This window comes from Nocardioides flavus (ex Wang et al. 2016), from assembly GCF_014653115.1.
GTDB classification, from domain to species: domain Bacteria; phylum Actinomycetota; class Actinomycetes; order Propionibacteriales; family Nocardioidaceae; genus Nocardioides; species Nocardioides flavus.
The window spans coordinates 20,182-35,499 of sequence record NZ_BNAD01000005.1; the positions used below are offsets into that span (position 1 = coordinate 20,182).

The 15,318-nt window shown below is 72.1% G+C and carries 16 protein-coding genes; 6 read left to right on the forward strand and 10 right to left on the reverse strand.

Going from position 1 to position 15,318, the window contains the following annotated elements; translation table 11 throughout:
- Positions 1–10: 10 nt before the first annotated feature.
- The 3 genes from IE200_RS10545 to hrcA are packed head-to-tail and all read right to left on the reverse strand — an operon-like array spanning position 11 to position 2,940.
- Positions 11–751, reverse strand: a complete 741-nt coding sequence (locus tag IE200_RS10545) for a 16S rRNA (uracil(1498)-N(3))-methyltransferase (RefSeq protein ID WP_191279442.1) — start codon at positions 749–751, stop codon at positions 11–13.
- A gap of 3 nt (positions 752–754) precedes the next feature.
- Positions 755–1,921 carry a molecular chaperone DnaJ gene (dnaJ, locus tag IE200_RS10550; protein ID WP_191279443.1) on the reverse strand — a complete coding sequence of 389 codons (1,167 nt, stop codon included), beginning with the start codon at positions 1,919–1,921 and terminating at the stop codon, positions 755–757.
- Complete coding sequence (hrcA, locus tag IE200_RS10555; protein WP_191279444.1) at positions 1,918–2,940, reverse strand: heat-inducible transcriptional repressor HrcA; 1,023 nt, start codon at positions 2,938–2,940, stop codon at positions 1,918–1,920. The genes dnaJ and hrcA overlap by 4 nt, the downstream gene beginning before the upstream one ends.
- Before the next feature lie 80 nt (positions 2,941–3,020).
- On the opposite strand from hrcA, the gene IE200_RS10560 reads away from it, so the two are divergent.
- Positions 3,021–3,884: an MBL fold metallo-hydrolase gene (locus IE200_RS10560; RefSeq protein WP_229856384.1), complete on the forward strand. Its 864-nt coding sequence runs from the start codon at positions 3,021–3,023 to the stop codon at positions 3,882–3,884.
- Between the two features lie 79 nt (positions 3,885–3,963).
- Entirely contained in the window at positions 3,964–4,257 is a 294-nt protein-coding gene (locus tag IE200_RS10565; protein WP_191279445.1) for a hypothetical protein, read from the forward strand.
- On the opposite strand, the gene IE200_RS10570 is transcribed toward IE200_RS10565, so the two are convergent.
- Both IE200_RS10570 and IE200_RS10575 read right to left on the reverse strand, forming a co-directional pair.
- The gene (locus IE200_RS10570; protein ID WP_191279446.1) at positions 4,254–4,562 is read right to left on the reverse strand and encodes a hypothetical protein; all 309 of its coding nucleotides are present in this window, start codon (positions 4,560–4,562) and stop codon (positions 4,254–4,256) included. The two genes, IE200_RS10565 and IE200_RS10570, sit on opposite strands and share 4 nt — an antisense overlap.
- Before the next feature lies 1 nt (position 4,563).
- Positions 4,564–4,767, reverse strand: coding sequence for a hypothetical protein (locus IE200_RS10575; protein WP_191279447.1), 204 nt, complete (start codon positions 4,765–4,767; stop codon positions 4,564–4,566).
- Positions 4,768–4,849: 82 nt separating this feature from the next.
- On the opposite strand from IE200_RS10575, the gene IE200_RS10580 reads away from it, so the two are divergent.
- Complete coding sequence (locus IE200_RS10580) at positions 4,850–5,698, forward strand: DUF3097 domain-containing protein (RefSeq protein ID WP_191279448.1); 849 nt, start codon at positions 4,850–4,852, stop codon at positions 5,696–5,698.
- A 214-nt stretch (positions 5,699–5,912) separates the two neighbouring features.
- Here IE200_RS10580 and IE200_RS10585 read toward each other — a convergent pair whose 3' ends face one another.
- The 4 genes from IE200_RS10585 to IE200_RS10600 form a co-directional block, all read right to left on the reverse strand.
- A complete protein-coding gene (locus IE200_RS10585; protein ID WP_191279449.1) occupies positions 5,913–6,215 on the reverse strand; it encodes a GIY-YIG nuclease family protein in 303 nt (100 codons plus the stop codon).
- Positions 6,216–6,442: 227 nt separating this feature from the next.
- Entirely contained in the window at positions 6,443–7,660 is a 1,218-nt protein-coding gene (hemW, locus tag IE200_RS10590) for a radical SAM family heme chaperone HemW (RefSeq protein ID WP_191279450.1), read from the reverse strand.
- 75 nt (positions 7,661–7,735) lie between these two features.
- Positions 7,736–9,556: an AMP-dependent synthetase/ligase gene (locus IE200_RS10595; protein ID WP_191279451.1), complete on the reverse strand. Its 1,821-nt coding sequence runs from the start codon at positions 9,554–9,556 to the stop codon at positions 7,736–7,738.
- A 171-nt stretch (positions 9,557–9,727) separates the two neighbouring features.
- Entirely contained in the window at positions 9,728–10,660 is a 933-nt protein-coding gene (locus IE200_RS10600; RefSeq protein WP_191279452.1) for an aminoglycoside phosphotransferase family protein, read from the reverse strand.
- A gap of 23 nt (positions 10,661–10,683) precedes the next feature.
- On the opposite strand from IE200_RS10600, the gene IE200_RS10605 reads away from it, so the two are divergent.
- On the forward strand, positions 10,684–11,145 hold the full coding sequence (locus IE200_RS10605) for an XdhC family protein (protein WP_191279453.1): 462 nt from the start codon (positions 10,684–10,686) through the stop codon (positions 11,143–11,145).
- On the opposite strand, the gene IE200_RS10610 is transcribed toward IE200_RS10605, so the two are convergent.
- Entirely contained in the window at positions 11,142–11,834 is a 693-nt protein-coding gene (locus IE200_RS10610; protein WP_191279454.1) for a GntR family transcriptional regulator, read from the reverse strand. The two genes, IE200_RS10605 and IE200_RS10610, sit on opposite strands and share 4 nt — an antisense overlap.
- Positions 11,835–11,987: 153 nt before the next feature.
- Between IE200_RS10610 and IE200_RS10615 the strand changes: the two genes are divergently transcribed.
- On the forward strand, positions 11,988–13,193 hold the full coding sequence (locus IE200_RS10615) for a CaiB/BaiF CoA transferase family protein (RefSeq protein WP_191279455.1): 1,206 nt from the start codon (positions 11,988–11,990) through the stop codon (positions 13,191–13,193).
- A 48-nt stretch (positions 13,194–13,241) separates the two neighbouring features.
- Complete coding sequence (locus IE200_RS10620) at positions 13,242–15,317, forward strand: hydantoinase/oxoprolinase family protein (RefSeq protein WP_191279456.1); 2,076 nt, start codon at positions 13,242–13,244, stop codon at positions 15,315–15,317.
- Position 15,318: the final 1 nt, after the last annotated feature.

Genomic DNA, 15,318 nt, shown 5'->3' on the forward strand with positions numbered 1-15,318 from the left:
GCGCGACAGGCTAGGACCAGCGGGGCGTACGGGCGAGCAGCGCCGCGACGGCCGCGACGCCGGCGGTGGAGGTGCGCAGCACCTCGGCGCCGAGGCGTACGGACCGCGCGCCCGCGCCGGTGAGCGCGGCGAGCTCGTCGGGGGCGATCCCGCCCTCGGGTCCGACGACGACCACGATGCGCCCGGCGGCCGGGACCTCGAGGGAGGCCAGCGGGACCTCGGCGTCCTCGTGCAGGACCACGGCGAGGTCGGCCTCGGCGACCAGGCCCGCGAGGTCCGGGGTCGAGGCCAACGGCGTGACCGTGGGCAGCCACGACCGGCGCGACTGCTTGGCGGCCTCGCGGGCGGTGGCCTGCCACTTCGCGTGGGACTTCGCGGCGCGCTCGCCCTTCCAGACCGCCACTGAGCGCGAGGCCGCCCACGGCACGATCCGGTCGACCCCCACCTCGGTCAGCACCTCGACGGCCAGCTCGCCGCGGTCGCCCTTGGGCAACGCCTGGACGACCGTGATCGCTGGCTCGTGTCGTTCCTCGCTCGACACCGCAGCGATCGTCACCGTGAAGACCCGCTTGCCGGTCGAGGCCACCGGCCCGGTGACCGACGTCCCGGCCCCGTCGGTGAGCACGACCTCCTCACCCTCGCGCAGCCGTCGTACGGCGACCGCGTGGTGCGCCTCGTCGCCGGTCACCTCGACGGTCGAGCCGACGGCGACTCCGGCCAGCGACTCGACCAGGTGGACGGGCAGCGACACGGCTCAGCCCTGGAAGGCGTCGCGCAGGCGTCCGAACATCGACTTGTGCGGCGCCTGGTTCTGCCCGTCCGGCGACTCCTCGCCGCGGATGGCGGCCAGCTCGCGCAGCAGCTCCTCCTGGCGCGGGTCGAGGCGGGTCGGGGTGTCGACGGAGATGCTGACGACCAGGTCGCCGCGACCGCCGCGCAGGCTGGGCACGCCGAAGCCGCGGATCACCTGCTCGCTGCCCGACTGGGTGCCGGGACGGACCTCGAGGTCGTAGGTCGTGACGGTCTCGGAGTCGGAGTCCGCGGAGGCCGGCAGGTCGGCCTCGAGCAGCGGGAGGGTGAGCTTGGTGCCGAGCGCGGCTGCCGTCATCGGCAGCGACACCGTCGTGTGCAGGTCGCTGCCGTGCCGGGTGAAGGTCGGGTGGGGCTCGACGTGGATCTCGACGTAGAGGTCGCCGGCCGGCCCGCCGCCGGGGCCGACCTCGCCCTGCCCGGTGAGCTGGACGCGGGTGCCGTGGTCGACGCCGGCAGGGATCTTGACCGTGAGGGTGCGGCGCGAGCGCACCCGGCCGTCGCCGGAGCACTCGCGGCACGGGTCGGGGATGACCGAGCCGTAGCCGCGGCACGCCGCGCACGGTCGCAGGGTGCGGATCTCGCCCAGGAACGAGCGCTGCACCACCGCGACCTCACCCTGGCCGTGGCAGGTCTCGCACGCGACGGGCTTCGTGCCGGGCGCGGTGCCCTCGCCCTCGCACGCCTCGCACCGCAGTGCCGTGTCGACCTTGAGGTCGCGGGTCACGCCGAAGGCGGCCTCGGCGAGCTCGACGTCGAGCCGGATCAGCGCGTCCTGGCCGCGCCGCGCACGCGAGCGGGGCCCGCGCGACTGGCCGGCGCCGGGGGCTCCGCCGCCGAAGAACGCGTCCATGATGTCGGTGAAGCTGAAGCCCTGCCCGGCGCCGAAGCCCTGGCTGAACGCGTCGCCGCCACGGTCGTACGCCGCGCGCTTGCCCGGGTCGCTCAGCACCTCGTAGGCGCGCGAGACGTCCTTGAAGCGCTCCTGCGTCTCCGGGTCGGGGTTGACGTCAGGGTGGAGCTGCCGCGCGAGCTTGCGGTAGGCCTTCTTGATCTCGTCGGCGTCGGCGTCACGCGAGACGCCGAGGATCTCGTAGGGGTCCTGGGTCACTGGTTTCCTTCATCGAGGATCCGGGAGACGTAGCGCGCGACCGCGCGCACGGCTGCCATGGATCCGGGGTAGTCCATGCGGGTGGGGCCCACGACGCCGAGGGAGCCGAGGTGGTGCTCCTGCGGGCCGTAGCCGGTGGCCACGACGCTGGTCGCCGCGAGCTCGGAGTAGGGGCCCTCGTGGCCGATGCGCACCGTCAGCGCGTCGGTGCCCGACTCCCCGAGCAGCTTGAGCAGCACGACGTGCTCCTCCAGCGCCTCGAGCAGCGGGCGTACGGCGGTGTCGAAGTCGCCGTAGCGGGCGAGGTTGGCGGTGCCCCCGACAGCGACGCGCTCGTCGCTGCGGTGGTCGGACATCGCCTCGGTCAGCACGCCGGTGATCGTGCGGGCCCAGTCGGCCTGGTGGGGGCGTACGGCGTCGGGCAGGTCGCCGAGCGCGGCCGCGGCCGCCGCGATCTGCACGCCCGCGCTGGCCTGGTTGACCGCGACGCGCAGCTCGGCGAGGTCGGTGTCGGCGATCGGCTGCTCGAGGTCGACGAGCCGCTGCTCGACCCGGCCGGTGCTGAGGATCAGGATCAGCATCACCCGGGTGGGGGTCAGCGAGACGAGCTCGATGTGGCGCACGGTCGAGCGCGAGAGCGTGGGGTACTGGACGATCGCGACCTGGCGGGTCAGCTGGCTGAGCAGGCGCACCGACTTCTGCACGACGTCGTCGAGGTCGACGGCGCCGTCGAGAAGCGTGGAGATCGCACGGCGCTCCGCGGCGCTCATCGGCTTGAGCGTGGCGAGCTTGTCGACGAAGAGCCGGTAGCCCTTGTCGGTCGGGACCCGGCCGGCACTCGTGTGCGGCTGGTGGATGTAGCCCTCGTCCTCCAGCGCCGCCATGTCGTTGCGGACGGTCGCCGGCGAGACGCCGAGCCCGTGCCGCTCGACGAGCGCCTTCGAGCCGACCGGCTCCTCGGTGGCGACGTAGTCCTCCACGATCGCGCGGAGCACGTCGAGCTTGCGGTCGTCGACCATCGAGCTCTCCTCTGCACGTCGGTTCTGGCACTCCGGGAATCCGAGTGCCAACTCTACTAGGAGTCCGTACCCTCGCCGACATGCCCGACACCGCCCCCCGCTTCACCGAGGTCGCCCCGCGCGTGTGGGTGGCGCACTACGACTGGATGCACGTCAACATCACGCTGGTCGGCGGGTCCGACGGCCTCCTCATGGTCGACACGCACGGGTCCGCCGCCGAGGCGCGGGTCGTCGCCGACGACGTGCGCCGGCTGGGCGTCGGTCCGCTGACCGGGCTGGTCAACACCCACGAGCACTGGGACCACCACTTCGGCAACGCCACGATGGTCGAGCAGTTCGGCGACCTCCCCATCCACGCGACGGACTGGGCGGCCGAGCACATGGAGGCGTCCGCCGCGGCCACCTTCGAGCGCCACGAGCAGGATCCCGAGCACCCGCGCAGCGAGGAGATCCTCGCCACCACGCTCCGCCTCCCCACGAGCACCTTCGCGTCGGCGGTGCAGCTCGACCTCGGCGACCGGGCCGTCGAGCTCATCCACCCCGGTCGCGGGCACACGGCGGGCGACCTCGTCGTACGCGTGCCCGACGCGGACGTGGTGGTGGGTGGCGACCTCGTCGAGGAGTCCGACCCGCCCGCCATCGGAGACGACTCCTGGCCGCTGGAGTGGCCGACGACGCTCGACCTCGTGCTCGGGCTGATGACGGACGACACCGTCGTGGTCCCGGGCCACGGCCGCGTCGTCGACAAGACCTTCGTGCAGGACCAGCGCTTCGAGCTCGGCGTGGTCGCCGAGACCATCCGCGACCTCGCCTCGCGCGGGGTGCCGCAGTCGCAGGCGCTCGCGCAGGGCGACTGGCCGTGGGACCCCGCGCTGCTGGAGAGCGCCGTACGCCGCGGCTACGAGCACCTGCCCCGCAGCCAGAAGCGCCTACCGCTGGCCTGATCGTCCCACCCAGCGTCCCACCGCGCGTCCCACCCCCATGGGGCTGGCCGGGTCGCTCGCACCTCGGTAGGACTGGGTCATGAGCGAGAACACCGAGTCGACCGACACCCCCCAGGCCGGGAGCGGAACGAGCCCCGCCGACTCCGACCACTCCGGCGACACCGCGTCTCCTGAGGGCGCGACGCTCGGGGGGATCTCGGACGACCAGCTGCCCGAGGACTTGCAGCCCGGCGAGGACAACCCCCTGGCCGAGCCGCTCGATCCCGACGACGAGGCGACCAAGAGCCGCGAGGAGCTCGAGATGGACGCCACCCAGGAGGACCTGGGCAACGACGACGGCGCGAGCCAGGCCCCCACGCAGGGCGACGGCTAGCGGGTCAGCGCCAGACAGGCGATGAACGCGCCGTAGCCGCCGACGAAGAGCACGACGATCGCGATCGCCACCAGCAGGTCGACCGACGGGACGAGGCGATTGAGCCGGAAGTGGTTGTCGTCGGCATAGTCCTCGTAGTGGTTGGCCGAGTCCGACCACTGCCACCACGCCAGCGTCCGCTCGGCGCGGCTCATCTGCTCGGGCGGGCACCCACCCCGGTCGAGCTCCTCGGACACGAAGCCGCTGCGCCCGCCGAACGACCGGGCGATGTCCTTGTGCTGGGTCGTGCGTCGACGCGTGCCCATCTCAACGTCCCTGCGTGTGGGCGAGCCACGCGAAGAAGCCGACGAAGGACGCGGCTGCGGCGAGCACGATCAGGGCCGAGACCCCCAGGTCGATCCACAGCGGCAGGCGTACGGGGCGGAAGACACCGTCCTCCTCGTAGGCCCCACGCAGGCGCGCGCGGAGACGCTGGCCCCAGGAGCGGCGTACGGGAGCCGGCGCGGCCACCTGGTCAGTCGTGTTCGTGGTCGTGCGTGGCTGCACGGCGTGCCACCCCCGTCGTCGAGCCGTCGGCGCCTAACGTAGCCCAGTGCCCACGGATCGCTACGGAACCGACGTCCTCTCCGGCGACTGGCGCGCCCCGAGGAACGGCCGCGCCACCGAGACGCCCACCGAGCTCGGCATGGTCGTCGAGGAGGTGACGACCGACTGGTGCGGCGAGGTCGTCGCGATCGACCGCGACATCGACACTCTGACGCTGGAGGACCGCCGCGGCAAGCGGCGCACGTTTCCGCTGGGGCCCGGTTTCCTGCTCGAGGGCAGGCCGGTGATCCTCACCCGTCCGGTCCGCGCGGGCGCACCCGCCGTCCCCACCCGTACGGCGTCGGGCTCGGTCGCGGTGCCCAACGCGCGGGCCCGCGTCGCGCGGGCGAGCCGCATCTTCGTCGAGGGCCGGCACGACGCCGAGCTCGTCGAGAAGGTCTGGGGCGACGACCTGCGCATCGAGGGCGTCGTCGTGGAGTACCTCGGCGGTGTCGACGACCTCGCCGACCACCTGCGCGACTTCGGGCCGGGCCCGCAGCGTCGCGTCGGCGTGCTGGTCGACCACCTCGTCCCGGGGTCCAAGGAGGCCCGCATCGCGCAGGGCATCGCCCGCTCCCCCATCGGCAAGCACGTGCTCGTCGTCGGGCACCCGTTCATCGACATCTGGCAGGCGGTCAAGCCCGACCGGCTCGGCATCCCGCGGTGGCCGCACGTCCCGAAGGGCATCGACTGGAAGACCGGCACCTGCCAGCAGCTGGGCTGGCCGCACCGCGACCAGGCCGACATCGCCCGGGCTTGGAAGCACGTCCTCGGCCGGGTCACGTCCTTCGCCGACCTCGAGCCCGCCCTCCTCGGTCGCGTCGAGGAGCTCATCGACTTCACGACCCAACCCTGAGCGAAGCGACGGCCGGTGCGCTTCCTCTCGCTGGTTGAGGTGCGAGGAGCCAGTGCGCTTCCTCTCGCTGGTTGAGGTGCGAGGAGCCAGTGCGCTTCCTCTCGCTGGTTGAGGTGCGAGGAGCCAGTGCGCTTCCTCTCGCTGGTTGAGGTGCGAGGAGCGCTAGCGACGAGCCTCGAAACCTGCGAGCCCAGCACGTGCGTGACCTCGCACCTCAGCGCCCAGAGAGTGGCTTCCCGCCGCGACGCGATGACAGGTGCGGCAGGATCTCGAAGTCCCCGTTGATCAGCGCCTCGCGCTTCTTGCGACCCCAGCCCTGGATCTGCTTCTCGAGGCTGTACGCCTGACCGACGTTCTCGACCTCTGCGTGCCACACCAGGGCGACCGGGCGCCGGGTACGCGTGTAGGCGCACCCGTCCTTGTCCGAGTTGTGCTGGAACAGTCTCAGTTCGAGGCTGCGCGTGCTGCCGACGTAGTAGGAACCGTCGGCGCACCGGAGCATGTAGACGAAGGGCATCCTTGGATCGTCGTCCGCGCCAGCCACCGAGGACAGACCTCCGGCTGCTTCTGTGGATGACGTGGTTTCGAGGCTCGCTCCGCTCGCACCTCAACCACCGAAGGCATCATGGTTTCGAGGCTCGCTCCGCTCGCACCTCAACCACCGAAGGCATCATGGTTTCGAGGCTCGCTCCGCTCGGACCTCAACCACCGAAGGCATCATGGTTTCGAGGAGGTAGGGCCGGGTCAGTCGGTCAGGTCGCGGATCACCGCGTCGGCGAGGAGCCGGCCGCGCTGGGTGAGCACCAGGCGCTCGGTGGCGAGCTCCACGAGCCCGTCGGCCACGAGTCGGGCGACGTGCGAGCGGCCGGAGGCGTCGAGCGCCGTGACCGGGAGCCCTTCGACCAGCCGGATCTCCAGCATGATCCGCTCGACCCGCTGGTCGCGATAGCCGAGCACCTCGCGGGCCAGGGCGGGCGAGACGCCGCGCGCGAGTCGCTCGGCGTAGGCCGCCGGGTGCTTGACGTTCCACCAGCGCACCCCGCCCACGTGCGAGTGGGCGCCGGGGCCCACTCCCCACCAGTGCCCGCCGGTCCAGTAGAGCAGGTTGTGGCGGCACCAGTGGTCGGGCGAGGTGGCCCAGTTGGACACCTCGTACCAGCTCATCCCCGCGGCCGCGAGCTTCTCGTCGACGAGGTGGTACTTGTCGGCCAGGTCGTCCTCGTCGGGCATCGGCAGCTCGCCGCGGGCGACCTGCCGGCCCATGGCGGTGCCCTCCTCGACGATGAGCGAGTAGGCCGAGACGTGGTCGGGGCGGCAGTCGAGCGCCACGTCCACCGACGTCTCCCAGTCGGCGAGCGACTCCCCCGGCGTGCCGTAGATCAGGTCGAGCGAGACGTCGTCGAAGCCCGCCTGCCGCGCCCACTCGACCGCCGCGGGCACCCGCATCGGGTCGTGGGTGCGGTCCAGCGTGCGCAGCACGTGGTCGACCGCGGACTGCATGCCGAAGCTGATCCGGTTGAAGCCTGCCGTGCGGAGCTCCTCGAGGTCCCACGCGGCAACGCTGTCGGGGTTGGCCTCGGTGGTGATCTCGACGTCGTCGGCCAGGCCGAACTCGGCCGCGGCGCTGGCCACGATGGCCCCGAGGTCGGCCGGCTTGAGCAGTGTCGGAGTCCCGCCGCCGAAGAAGATCGTCTCGATCTTGACGTCGCGGTGGCCGAGCACGTGGCGGGCGAACCGGATCTCGCGGATCGCGGCCTCGGCGTACGACGACCGGCTGGCCCCGACCTCGTCACCGAGCTCGTGGGCGGTGTAGGTGTTGAAGTCGCAGTAGCCGCAGCGGACCGAGCAGAACGGCACGTGGACGTAGAGACCGAACGGCTTGCTGCCGAACTCGGCCCACGCCTCGTCGGGGAGCAGGCCGTCCTCGGGCGCGACGTCGCCGTCGGGTTGAGCGGGGGGCACGCCGGTATCCAACCACGCCCGAAACGCCGAACGGGTGCCAGTGGTCTCCCACCGGCACCCGCTCGTGGACGGAGCTCAGGCGTACATCTCGTCGATCAGCGCCTGGTGGTTGTCCTGCACCACGTTGCGCTTGACCTTCATCGACGGGGTCAGCTCACCGGACTCGACCGTGAGGTCGTGGTCGAGGAGCTTCCACTTCTTGATGGTCTCCCAGCGGTTGAGGTTGCTGTTGAGCTCGTCGATGTAGCCGGCGACCATCGCCTGGACGGCGTCGGACTGGACGATCTCGGTGTAGGACGCACCGCTCATGCCGTTGGCCTCGGCCCAGCCCGCCATCGCGTCGGGGTCGAGCGTGACGAGGGCGACGCAGTAGTTGCGGTCCTCGCCGAACACCATGAACTGGCTGGCGTAGGGGCACACGGCCTTGAACTTCGACTCGATCGCCGGCGGGGCGATGTACTTGCCGCCGGAGGTCTTGAAGAGCTCCTTGATGCGGCCGGTGATGACCAGGTGCCCGTCCTCGTCGAGCGCGCCCTTGTCACCCGTGTGCAGCCAGCCGTCGCTGGTGAGCGTCCGGGCGGTCTCCTCGGGGAGGTTGTGGTAGCCGTCCATGACGCCGGGGCCCTTGATCATGACCTCGTCGTTGTCGCCGAGCTTGACCTCGCTCCCGGGGAACACCGGCCCGACCGTGCCGAACTTGTTGCGGTCGGGGTGGTTGACGAAGGAGCCCGCGGAGGTCTCGGTGAGGCCGTAGCCCTCGAGGATCTTGATGCCGGCCGCACCGAACCACTCGGCGATGTCGCGGTTGAGCGCCGCCGCACCGGAGATGAAGAAGCGGACGCGTCCGCCGAAGCGGTCGCGCACCTTGCTGAAGACCAGCTTGTCGAACAGGCCGTGCTTGACCTTGAGCCCGATCGGCACCGACTTGCCCTCGCGCTTGAGGCGCTCGACCTCGAGGCCGGTGGCGAATGCGGCCTTGAAGAGCTTCTCCTTGGCCCCGCCCTCGGCGGCCTGCATGGTGACGATGCGACCGTGCGCCTTCTCGAAGATGCGCGGTGCCGCACCCATGAAGGTCGGCTTCACCACGCCCAGGTTGTCGACGATCTTGTCGACGCGGCCGTCGATCGCGGCGGCGAAGCCGCACGCCATCTGCGTCGACATGAGCACCTTGCCGAACGAGTGGGCCATCGGCAGCCAGCGGAACTCGAGGTCGCTCTCGGACAGGATGCCCTGCGCGCGGATGGCCTCGCCCTCGTAGACCCACGAGGAGTGCCGCAGCCGCACGCCCTTGGGGCGCCCGGTCGTGCCGGAGGTGTAGATGAGGGTCGCGAGCTGGTCGGGGCGGATCGCCTGCGAGGTGGTGCGCACGATGTCGGGCTGCTCGGCGAGCTTCTCCGCGCCCAGCGCGGCGAGGTCGTCGAGCGTGATCACCCAGTCGCCGTCGGCCTTGCCGTCGAAGGTCACGACCTTGCTCACGTGCGGGAGCTCGGAGCGGTGGGCGGTGAGCTTGGCCAGCTGCTCGTCGTCCTCGGCGAAGACGACCCGGCTCTCGGAGTCACCGAGGATGTAGACGGTGTCCTCGGCGTTGGTGGTCGGGTAGACGGTCGTGGTGGCACCTGCCGCGCACATGATGGCGAGGTCGGCGAGGATCCACTCGTAGCGGGTGCCGGACGCGATCCCGACGCGCTGCTCGGGCTCGACGCCCAGCGCGATCAGGCCGGCGGCGAGTGCCTCGATCTTGTCACCGGCCTGCTTCCAGGTGACGGACTCCCAGGCCTCGCCGCGCGGGAACCGGAAGGCCTCCGCGTCGGGGGTCGCGGCGACCCGGTCGAAGAACTGGACGGCCACGTTGGGCGGCATCGTGTCGAGGAAGCTCGTGTCGATCGTGGTCGGCATCTGTTACCTACTTCATTCGTCGGAGGGCGGCGCGGGGGGCGCCACACAGCGGGGCTGGCTGCTGACTTGGGCTGTAACCTAGATCACGGGGTTTACCGAGCGGTAGCAAACACGGCGAATTCTCACGAGGAGTGCCGAAGAAGCCGACTTTCGGCCCATCCGGCGCCGGTTTCAGTCCTGCACGGCCTTCGTGATCGCGATGCAGCGGGTGATCCAGTCCTGCTCGTCCGCGTCGAGCCCGCGACCCGCGCGCCGGGCGTCCTGGACGGCCCAGCCGGCGTTGAGGACCATGCGGACGACGACCCAGTCGCGCGCCCTGTCCTCGTCGAGGCCGGCCGCGTCGACGAGGGCGTGGAAGCGCCGCCGCAGGCCCTCACGCACGGAGCCGACGGCACCCGGGCCGCGCAGCTCGTCCATCCGGTTCCAGAGCATCGGGGCCGGCTCGTAGTGCGGGTCGCCGGCCATCGGCTTGGGGTCGATGGCGAGCCACTCCCCTGCCGCGTCCGCCATCACGTTGGCGTAGTGGAGGTCCCCGTGCACCACCACCGGGTCACCCTCGGGCGCCAGCAGGTCCGGGCCCAGCGAGAGCGCCTGCTCGACGTACCTCCGCGGGACGGGGCTGTCGCGCCCGAGCCCCTCAAGCTCACGCAGCCAGCGCTCGACGTACGACGCGACGCTCGCCAGCCGGGGCAGCGCGGGCACGTGGAGCTGTGCGTAGAGGTCGCCCACCACCTCGCACGCCTCCACGTCCCACACGTCGCCGAGGTCCGGGCCGGGGAGCCAGTCGAGCAGCAGCGCCCGCCGGTGCGGGTCGGCCCGTCGCAGGCGTACGCCCCCGCGACCCGCCCAGCGCTGGAGCGCGAGCCCCTCGTGCAGGGACTCCTCGTCACCGTCGAAGGCGACCTTGAGGGCGCCGGGCTCCCCGTCGGCGTCGGCCACCGGGAGCACCAGCGAGCAGTGGCCGTGCAGGCTGGCGCCGGTCGGCCGCAGCCGCCAGTCGGCGAGCACCTCGTCCGCGAGGCGCGGCAGCCGGTCGAGCCAGCGGCCCCAGTCGTCCCCGAGCGCCCGCTGGGCCAGCAGTCCCGGAGGGATGGCGACGGGCATGCGGCGAGCCTAGGCTGCCGGGCATGAGCGAGCGCAGCGAGCGTGAGCAGCCGTGGTCCGACTCCCACGTCGGGCACGGCCGCATCCTGGTCCTCACCGACAACCCGATCGCCCGCAGCATCGCCGCGATCGCGTCCACTGTCGGGCGCACGGTCGTGGTGGAGGCGGCCGACGACGGCGGACCGGGCCTCGACGCGCAGCCGGGCGACGCGGTGGTGCTCTGTGACCACGACGCCCCGGACGCGCCCTCCGTGCTCCGAGCGGCGCTCGCCTCGGAGGCGTCGTACGTCGCGATGATGGCCAGCCGCGGTCGGGCGGCCGGGCTCGTCGAGGACCTCGTCGCCGAGGGCGTGGACGTCAGCACGCTGCATGTGCCGGCCGGTCACGACCTGGGCGGCAAGGGCCCCGGCGAGATCGCTCTGTCCGTGGTGGCGGAGATCGTCGCCGAGTCCTACGGCCGCACCGGAGGCCCGCTGCGAGGCTAGGAGGGCCCCTGCTCCGGGTCGAGGTGCTCCTCGCGCAGGCTCGCCCACGCTGCTCGCACGTGCGAGCGCATCACCGACTCCGCCCACTCGGGGTCGCCGGCGCGCAGCGCCTGCACGATCTCGTGGTGGTGCGCCAGGCTGCGGCGCATCGCCTCGCTCGAGTAGTGCGAGAAGGTGCGCCACACCAGCGGCACCTCCACGACCGTCGACACCAGGCCCACCAGCCGGCCGTTGCCCGAGGCCTCGAGGATCGCGCGGTGGAAGCGGTTGTTGAGCTCGGTGATCGCGTCGAGGTCCGGCGGGGCGCGCCGCGCCTCCTCGTCCATCCGGTCTGCCAGCTCGGCCAGCGCCTCGAGGTCGGCGAGGCCGGTGCTCGCGGCGAGACCACAGCCCCACGGCTCGAGCTGGGAGCGCAGGCTGAAGATCTCGTCGAGGTCGTCGACCCCCCAGGCCTCGACCTGGACCCCGCGGTTGGGCTCGTGCCGCACGAGCCCCTCGGCGGCCAGGCGGCGCAACGCCTCGCGCACCGGCGTACGGCTCACGCCGATGACGGCGGCGAGGTCGCCCTCGCGCAGCCACTCGCCGCCCGCGCGCTCGCCGCTGAGGATCTGGCGGCGGATGGCCAGGTAGGTGACCTCGGCCGCCTTGCCCGCGTCCGTGCCCGCCTCGGAGCCCGCTCCCTGGGTCATGGTCGCGAACGGTAGCAGCAGGACGGTTCGTCCTCATTGTATGCAATTTCGAACCGTGCCATTGACGCTCTCCCGATCTCGTGGATACCTTCGGCAGACGCACTATGACCTGCCTCACACCGACGCACCGGTTTGCATACGAAAGGGCGTGACGTGACGTCATCCGCTCCCCTCCCCCTCGACGACCTGCGCGTCGTCGAGCTCGGCCAGCTCCTGGCGGGCCCGTTCTGCGGACAGCTCCTCGGGGACTTCGGTGCCCAGGTGATCAAGGTGGAGGACCCCGCTCACGGCGACCCGATGCGGCAGTGGGGGCGCGAGAAGCCCTACGGGCAGTCGCTCTGGTGGCCCGTCGTGGCACGCAACAAGATGTCCGTCACCGCCGACCTGCGCACCGAGCGCGGCCAGAACCTGGTCCGCCGCCTGGTGGCCGACGCCGACGTGCTCATCGAGAACTTCCGTCCCGGCACCCTCGAGCGCTGGGGCCTGGCCCCCGAGACCCTGTGGGAGACCAACCCCGGGCTGGTCGTCACCCGGGTCACCGGCTTCGGCCAGACCGGGCCGTACGCCTCCCGCGCCGGCTACGGGTCGATCGGCGAGGCGATGGGCGGCATCCGCTACGTCACCGGCGACCCGGACCGGCCGCCGGCGCGCGCCGGGGTGTCGCTCGGCGACTCGCTCGCCGCGACCTTCGCCTGCCTCGGCACCCTCGTCGCGCTGCACCAGCGCGGGCGCACCGGACGCGGCCAGGTGGTCGACTCCGCGATCTACGAGGCGGTCCTGGCGCTGATGGAGTCCCTCGTGCCCGAGTGGCAGGTCGCCGGCTACCAGCGCGAGCGGACCGGCACGACGCTGCCCAACGTCTCGCCCAGCAACGTCTATCCCACCGCCGACGGCGAGATGGTCCTCATCGCTGCCAACCAGGACACCGTGTTCCGGCGGCTGGCCGAGGTGATGGGCCAGCCGGAGCTCGCGTCCCACGAGCGCTACGCCACGCACGGGGCCCGCGGGAAGTACATGGAGGAGCTCGACGGGTTGATCGCCGAGTGGAGCAGCACCGTGGGCGCCGACGACCTCCTCGAGCGGCTGCACGCCGGCGGCGTGCCCGCCGGGCGCATCTTCCGCGCCAAGGACATGCTCGCCGACGAGCACTTCGCCGCCCGCGAGGCCATCGTCCGCCTCGCTCACCCCGACCTGGGTGAGTTCGCGATGCACAACGTCGCCCCCAAGCTCTCGGAGAGCCCCGGATCGGTCCGCCACGTCGGACCGGCCCTGGGCGAGCACAACGACGCGGTCTACCGCGACCTGCTGGGCCTGACCGACGACGAGCTGTCGTCCCTGCGCGCAGACGGCGTCATCTGACCCACCCCGTCACCACCCTCCCACCTTCGTCCACCTAGGAGAGCACCCATGACCTACCGGCTCGGAGTCGACGTGGGCGGCACGTTCACCGACATCCTGCTGATCGACGAGGACACCGGCGCGACGTTCCGCGCCAAGACCTCGTCCACGCCCGAGGACCAGTCCGTCGGGGTCCTGCGCGGCATCGACCAGGCCTGCGCCGCCGCCGGCATCGACCGGAGCGAGGTCGGCGACGTGTTCCACGGGACGACGGTCGCGACCAACGCGATCCTCGAGGGCAAGGGCGCCCGGGTCGGCCTGGTGACGACCCACGGCTTCCGCCAGGTGCTCCAGATCGCGCGGTCGTTCGTCCCGGGCGGCCTGGCCGGCTGGATCATCTGGCCCAAGCCGGAGCCACTCGCCGCCCTCGAGGACACGGTGGAGGTGCGCGGCCGGATCGGCAGCGACGGTGCCGTCGTCGACGAGCTGGACGAGGACGACGTACGCACCCAGCTGCGCGCGCTGGTCGGTCGCGGCATCGAGGCGCTGAGCATCAGCCTCATCAACTCCTACGCCAACCCCGCCCACGAGCAGCGGGTCGGCGAGATCGCCGCCGAGGAGCTGCCCGGCATCGCGGTGTCGCTGTCGTCGTCGGTGCTGCCCGAGCTGCGCGAGTACGAGCGGACGATCACCACCGTCGCCAACGCGGCCGTGCAGCCCCAGGTCAAGCGCTACGTCGCCAACCTGGAGGGCCAGCTGCGCGACTCCGGCGTCAGCGGCTCGCTGTCCATCCTGCGCAGCGACGGCGGCCTGGTCTCCGCGGCGGTCGCCTCGGACAACCCGGTCAACCTGCTGCTGTCCGGCCCGGCGGGCGGCGTGACGGGGGCCGCCTGGGTGGCGGCGCAGACCGGTCACCGCAACTTCCTCACCTTCGACATGGGCGGCACGTCGACCGACGTAGCCCTGGTCGAGGACCTGACGCCGCGCATCGGGCGCGAGACGACAGTCGGCGACCTCAAGGTGCGCGCGACGTCGGTCGACGTACGCACGGTGGGCGCCGGTGGCGGCTCGATCGCCCACGTCCCGCCGCTGACCCAGGCGCTCCGCGTCGGACCGCAGTCGGCCGGCGCGGCACCCGGCCCCGCGGCGTACGCCGCCGGCGGCACCGAGCCGACCGTGACCGACGCCAACGTGGTGCTCGGCCACCTGCCGAGCGCGCTCGCCGGCGGTGAGGTCACGCTCGACCCCGAGGCCGCGCGGACCGCGGTGAAGACCATCGCCGACGCGACCGGGCTCGACTCGGTCGAGGCAGCGGCGGCCGGCATCATCGACATCGTCAACGAGAACATGTTCGGCGCCCTGCGACTGGTCTCGGTGCAGCAGGGCTTCGACCCCCGCGACTTCGCCCTCGTCGCCTTCGGCGGCGCCGGCCCGCTGCACGCCAACGCGCTGGGACGGCTGACCGGCTCGTGGCCCGTCATCATCCCGCCCTCGCCGGGTGTGCTCTGCGCCTACGGCGACGCGACCACCAGCCTGCGCGACGAGGCTGTCCGCACCCTGGTGCGTCGCTTCTCCGAGCTGAGCGACGACGGCCTGCGCGCGATCCTGGACGACCTGTCGGCATCGGCTCGCGGCACCCTCACCGCCGAGGGAGTGCCCGAGGACGACCTGCGGGTGACCTTCTCGGCCGACCTGCGCTACCACGGCCAGGGCTTCGAGATCCCGGTGGCGATCGACATCGACGCCTTCGACGGCGCGGGCGGCGGCCTGGCCGCGCTCGCCAAGGCGTTCGACGCCGAGCACGACCGGCTGTTCTCCTTCGTCCTCGACACCGAGCACGAGCTCGTCACGCTGCGCGCCACCGCCGACGCCCCGCGACCGGAGGTCGGAGCGGTCGAGCTCGAGCAGGGCGACACCGACCCGTCGGCCGCCCGGGTGCAGGAGCACCAGATCTGGGCCGACGGCGGCATGGTCGACGCCGACGTCTACGACCGATCCCTGCTCAAGTCCGGCAACGTGGTCGTGGGACCCGCCGTCATCACCGAGATGGACTCCACGACGCTCGTCCTCCGCGACCACGCCGCCGCGGTGCACCCGAGCGGCAGCCTCCTCATCCGACCCGTCGACCAGAGCCAGGAGGGCTGAG

Bases quoted from the DNA above. Each gene is read 5' to 3' on its own strand.
- IE200_RS10605 (WP_191279453.1), top strand. From the start codon at position 10,684: ATGAGCGAGCGCAGCGAGCGTGAGCAGCCGTGGTCCGACTCCCACGTC.
- IE200_RS10560 (WP_229856384.1), top strand. From the start codon at position 3,021: ATGCCCGACACCGCCCCCCGCTTCACCGAGGTCGCCCCGCGCGTGTGG.
- IE200_RS10565 (WP_191279445.1), top strand. From the start codon at position 3,964: ATGAGCGAGAACACCGAGTCGACCGACACCCCCCAGGCCGGGAGCGGA.
- IE200_RS10610 (WP_191279454.1), bottom strand. From the start codon at position 11,834: ATGACCCAGGGAGCGGGCTCCGAGGCGGGCACGGACGCGGGCAAGGCG.
- IE200_RS10570 (WP_191279446.1), bottom strand. From the start codon at position 4,562: ATGGGCACGCGTCGACGCACGACCCAGCACAAGGACATCGCCCGGTCG.
- IE200_RS10620 (WP_191279456.1), top strand. From the start codon at position 13,242: ATGACCTACCGGCTCGGAGTCGACGTGGGCGGCACGTTCACCGACATC.
- IE200_RS10585 (WP_191279449.1), bottom strand. From the start codon at position 6,215: ATGCCCTTCGTCTACATGCTCCGGTGCGCCGACGGTTCCTACTACGTC.
- hrcA (WP_191279444.1), bottom strand. From the start codon at position 2,940: ATGGTCGACGACCGCAAGCTCGACGTGCTCCGCGCGATCGTGGAGGAC.
- IE200_RS10595 (WP_191279451.1), bottom strand. From the start codon at position 9,556: ATGCCGACCACGATCGACACGAGCTTCCTCGACACGATGCCGCCCAAC.
- IE200_RS10600 (WP_191279452.1), bottom strand. From the start codon at position 10,660: ATGCCCGTCGCCATCCCTCCGGGACTGCTGGCCCAGCGGGCGCTCGGG.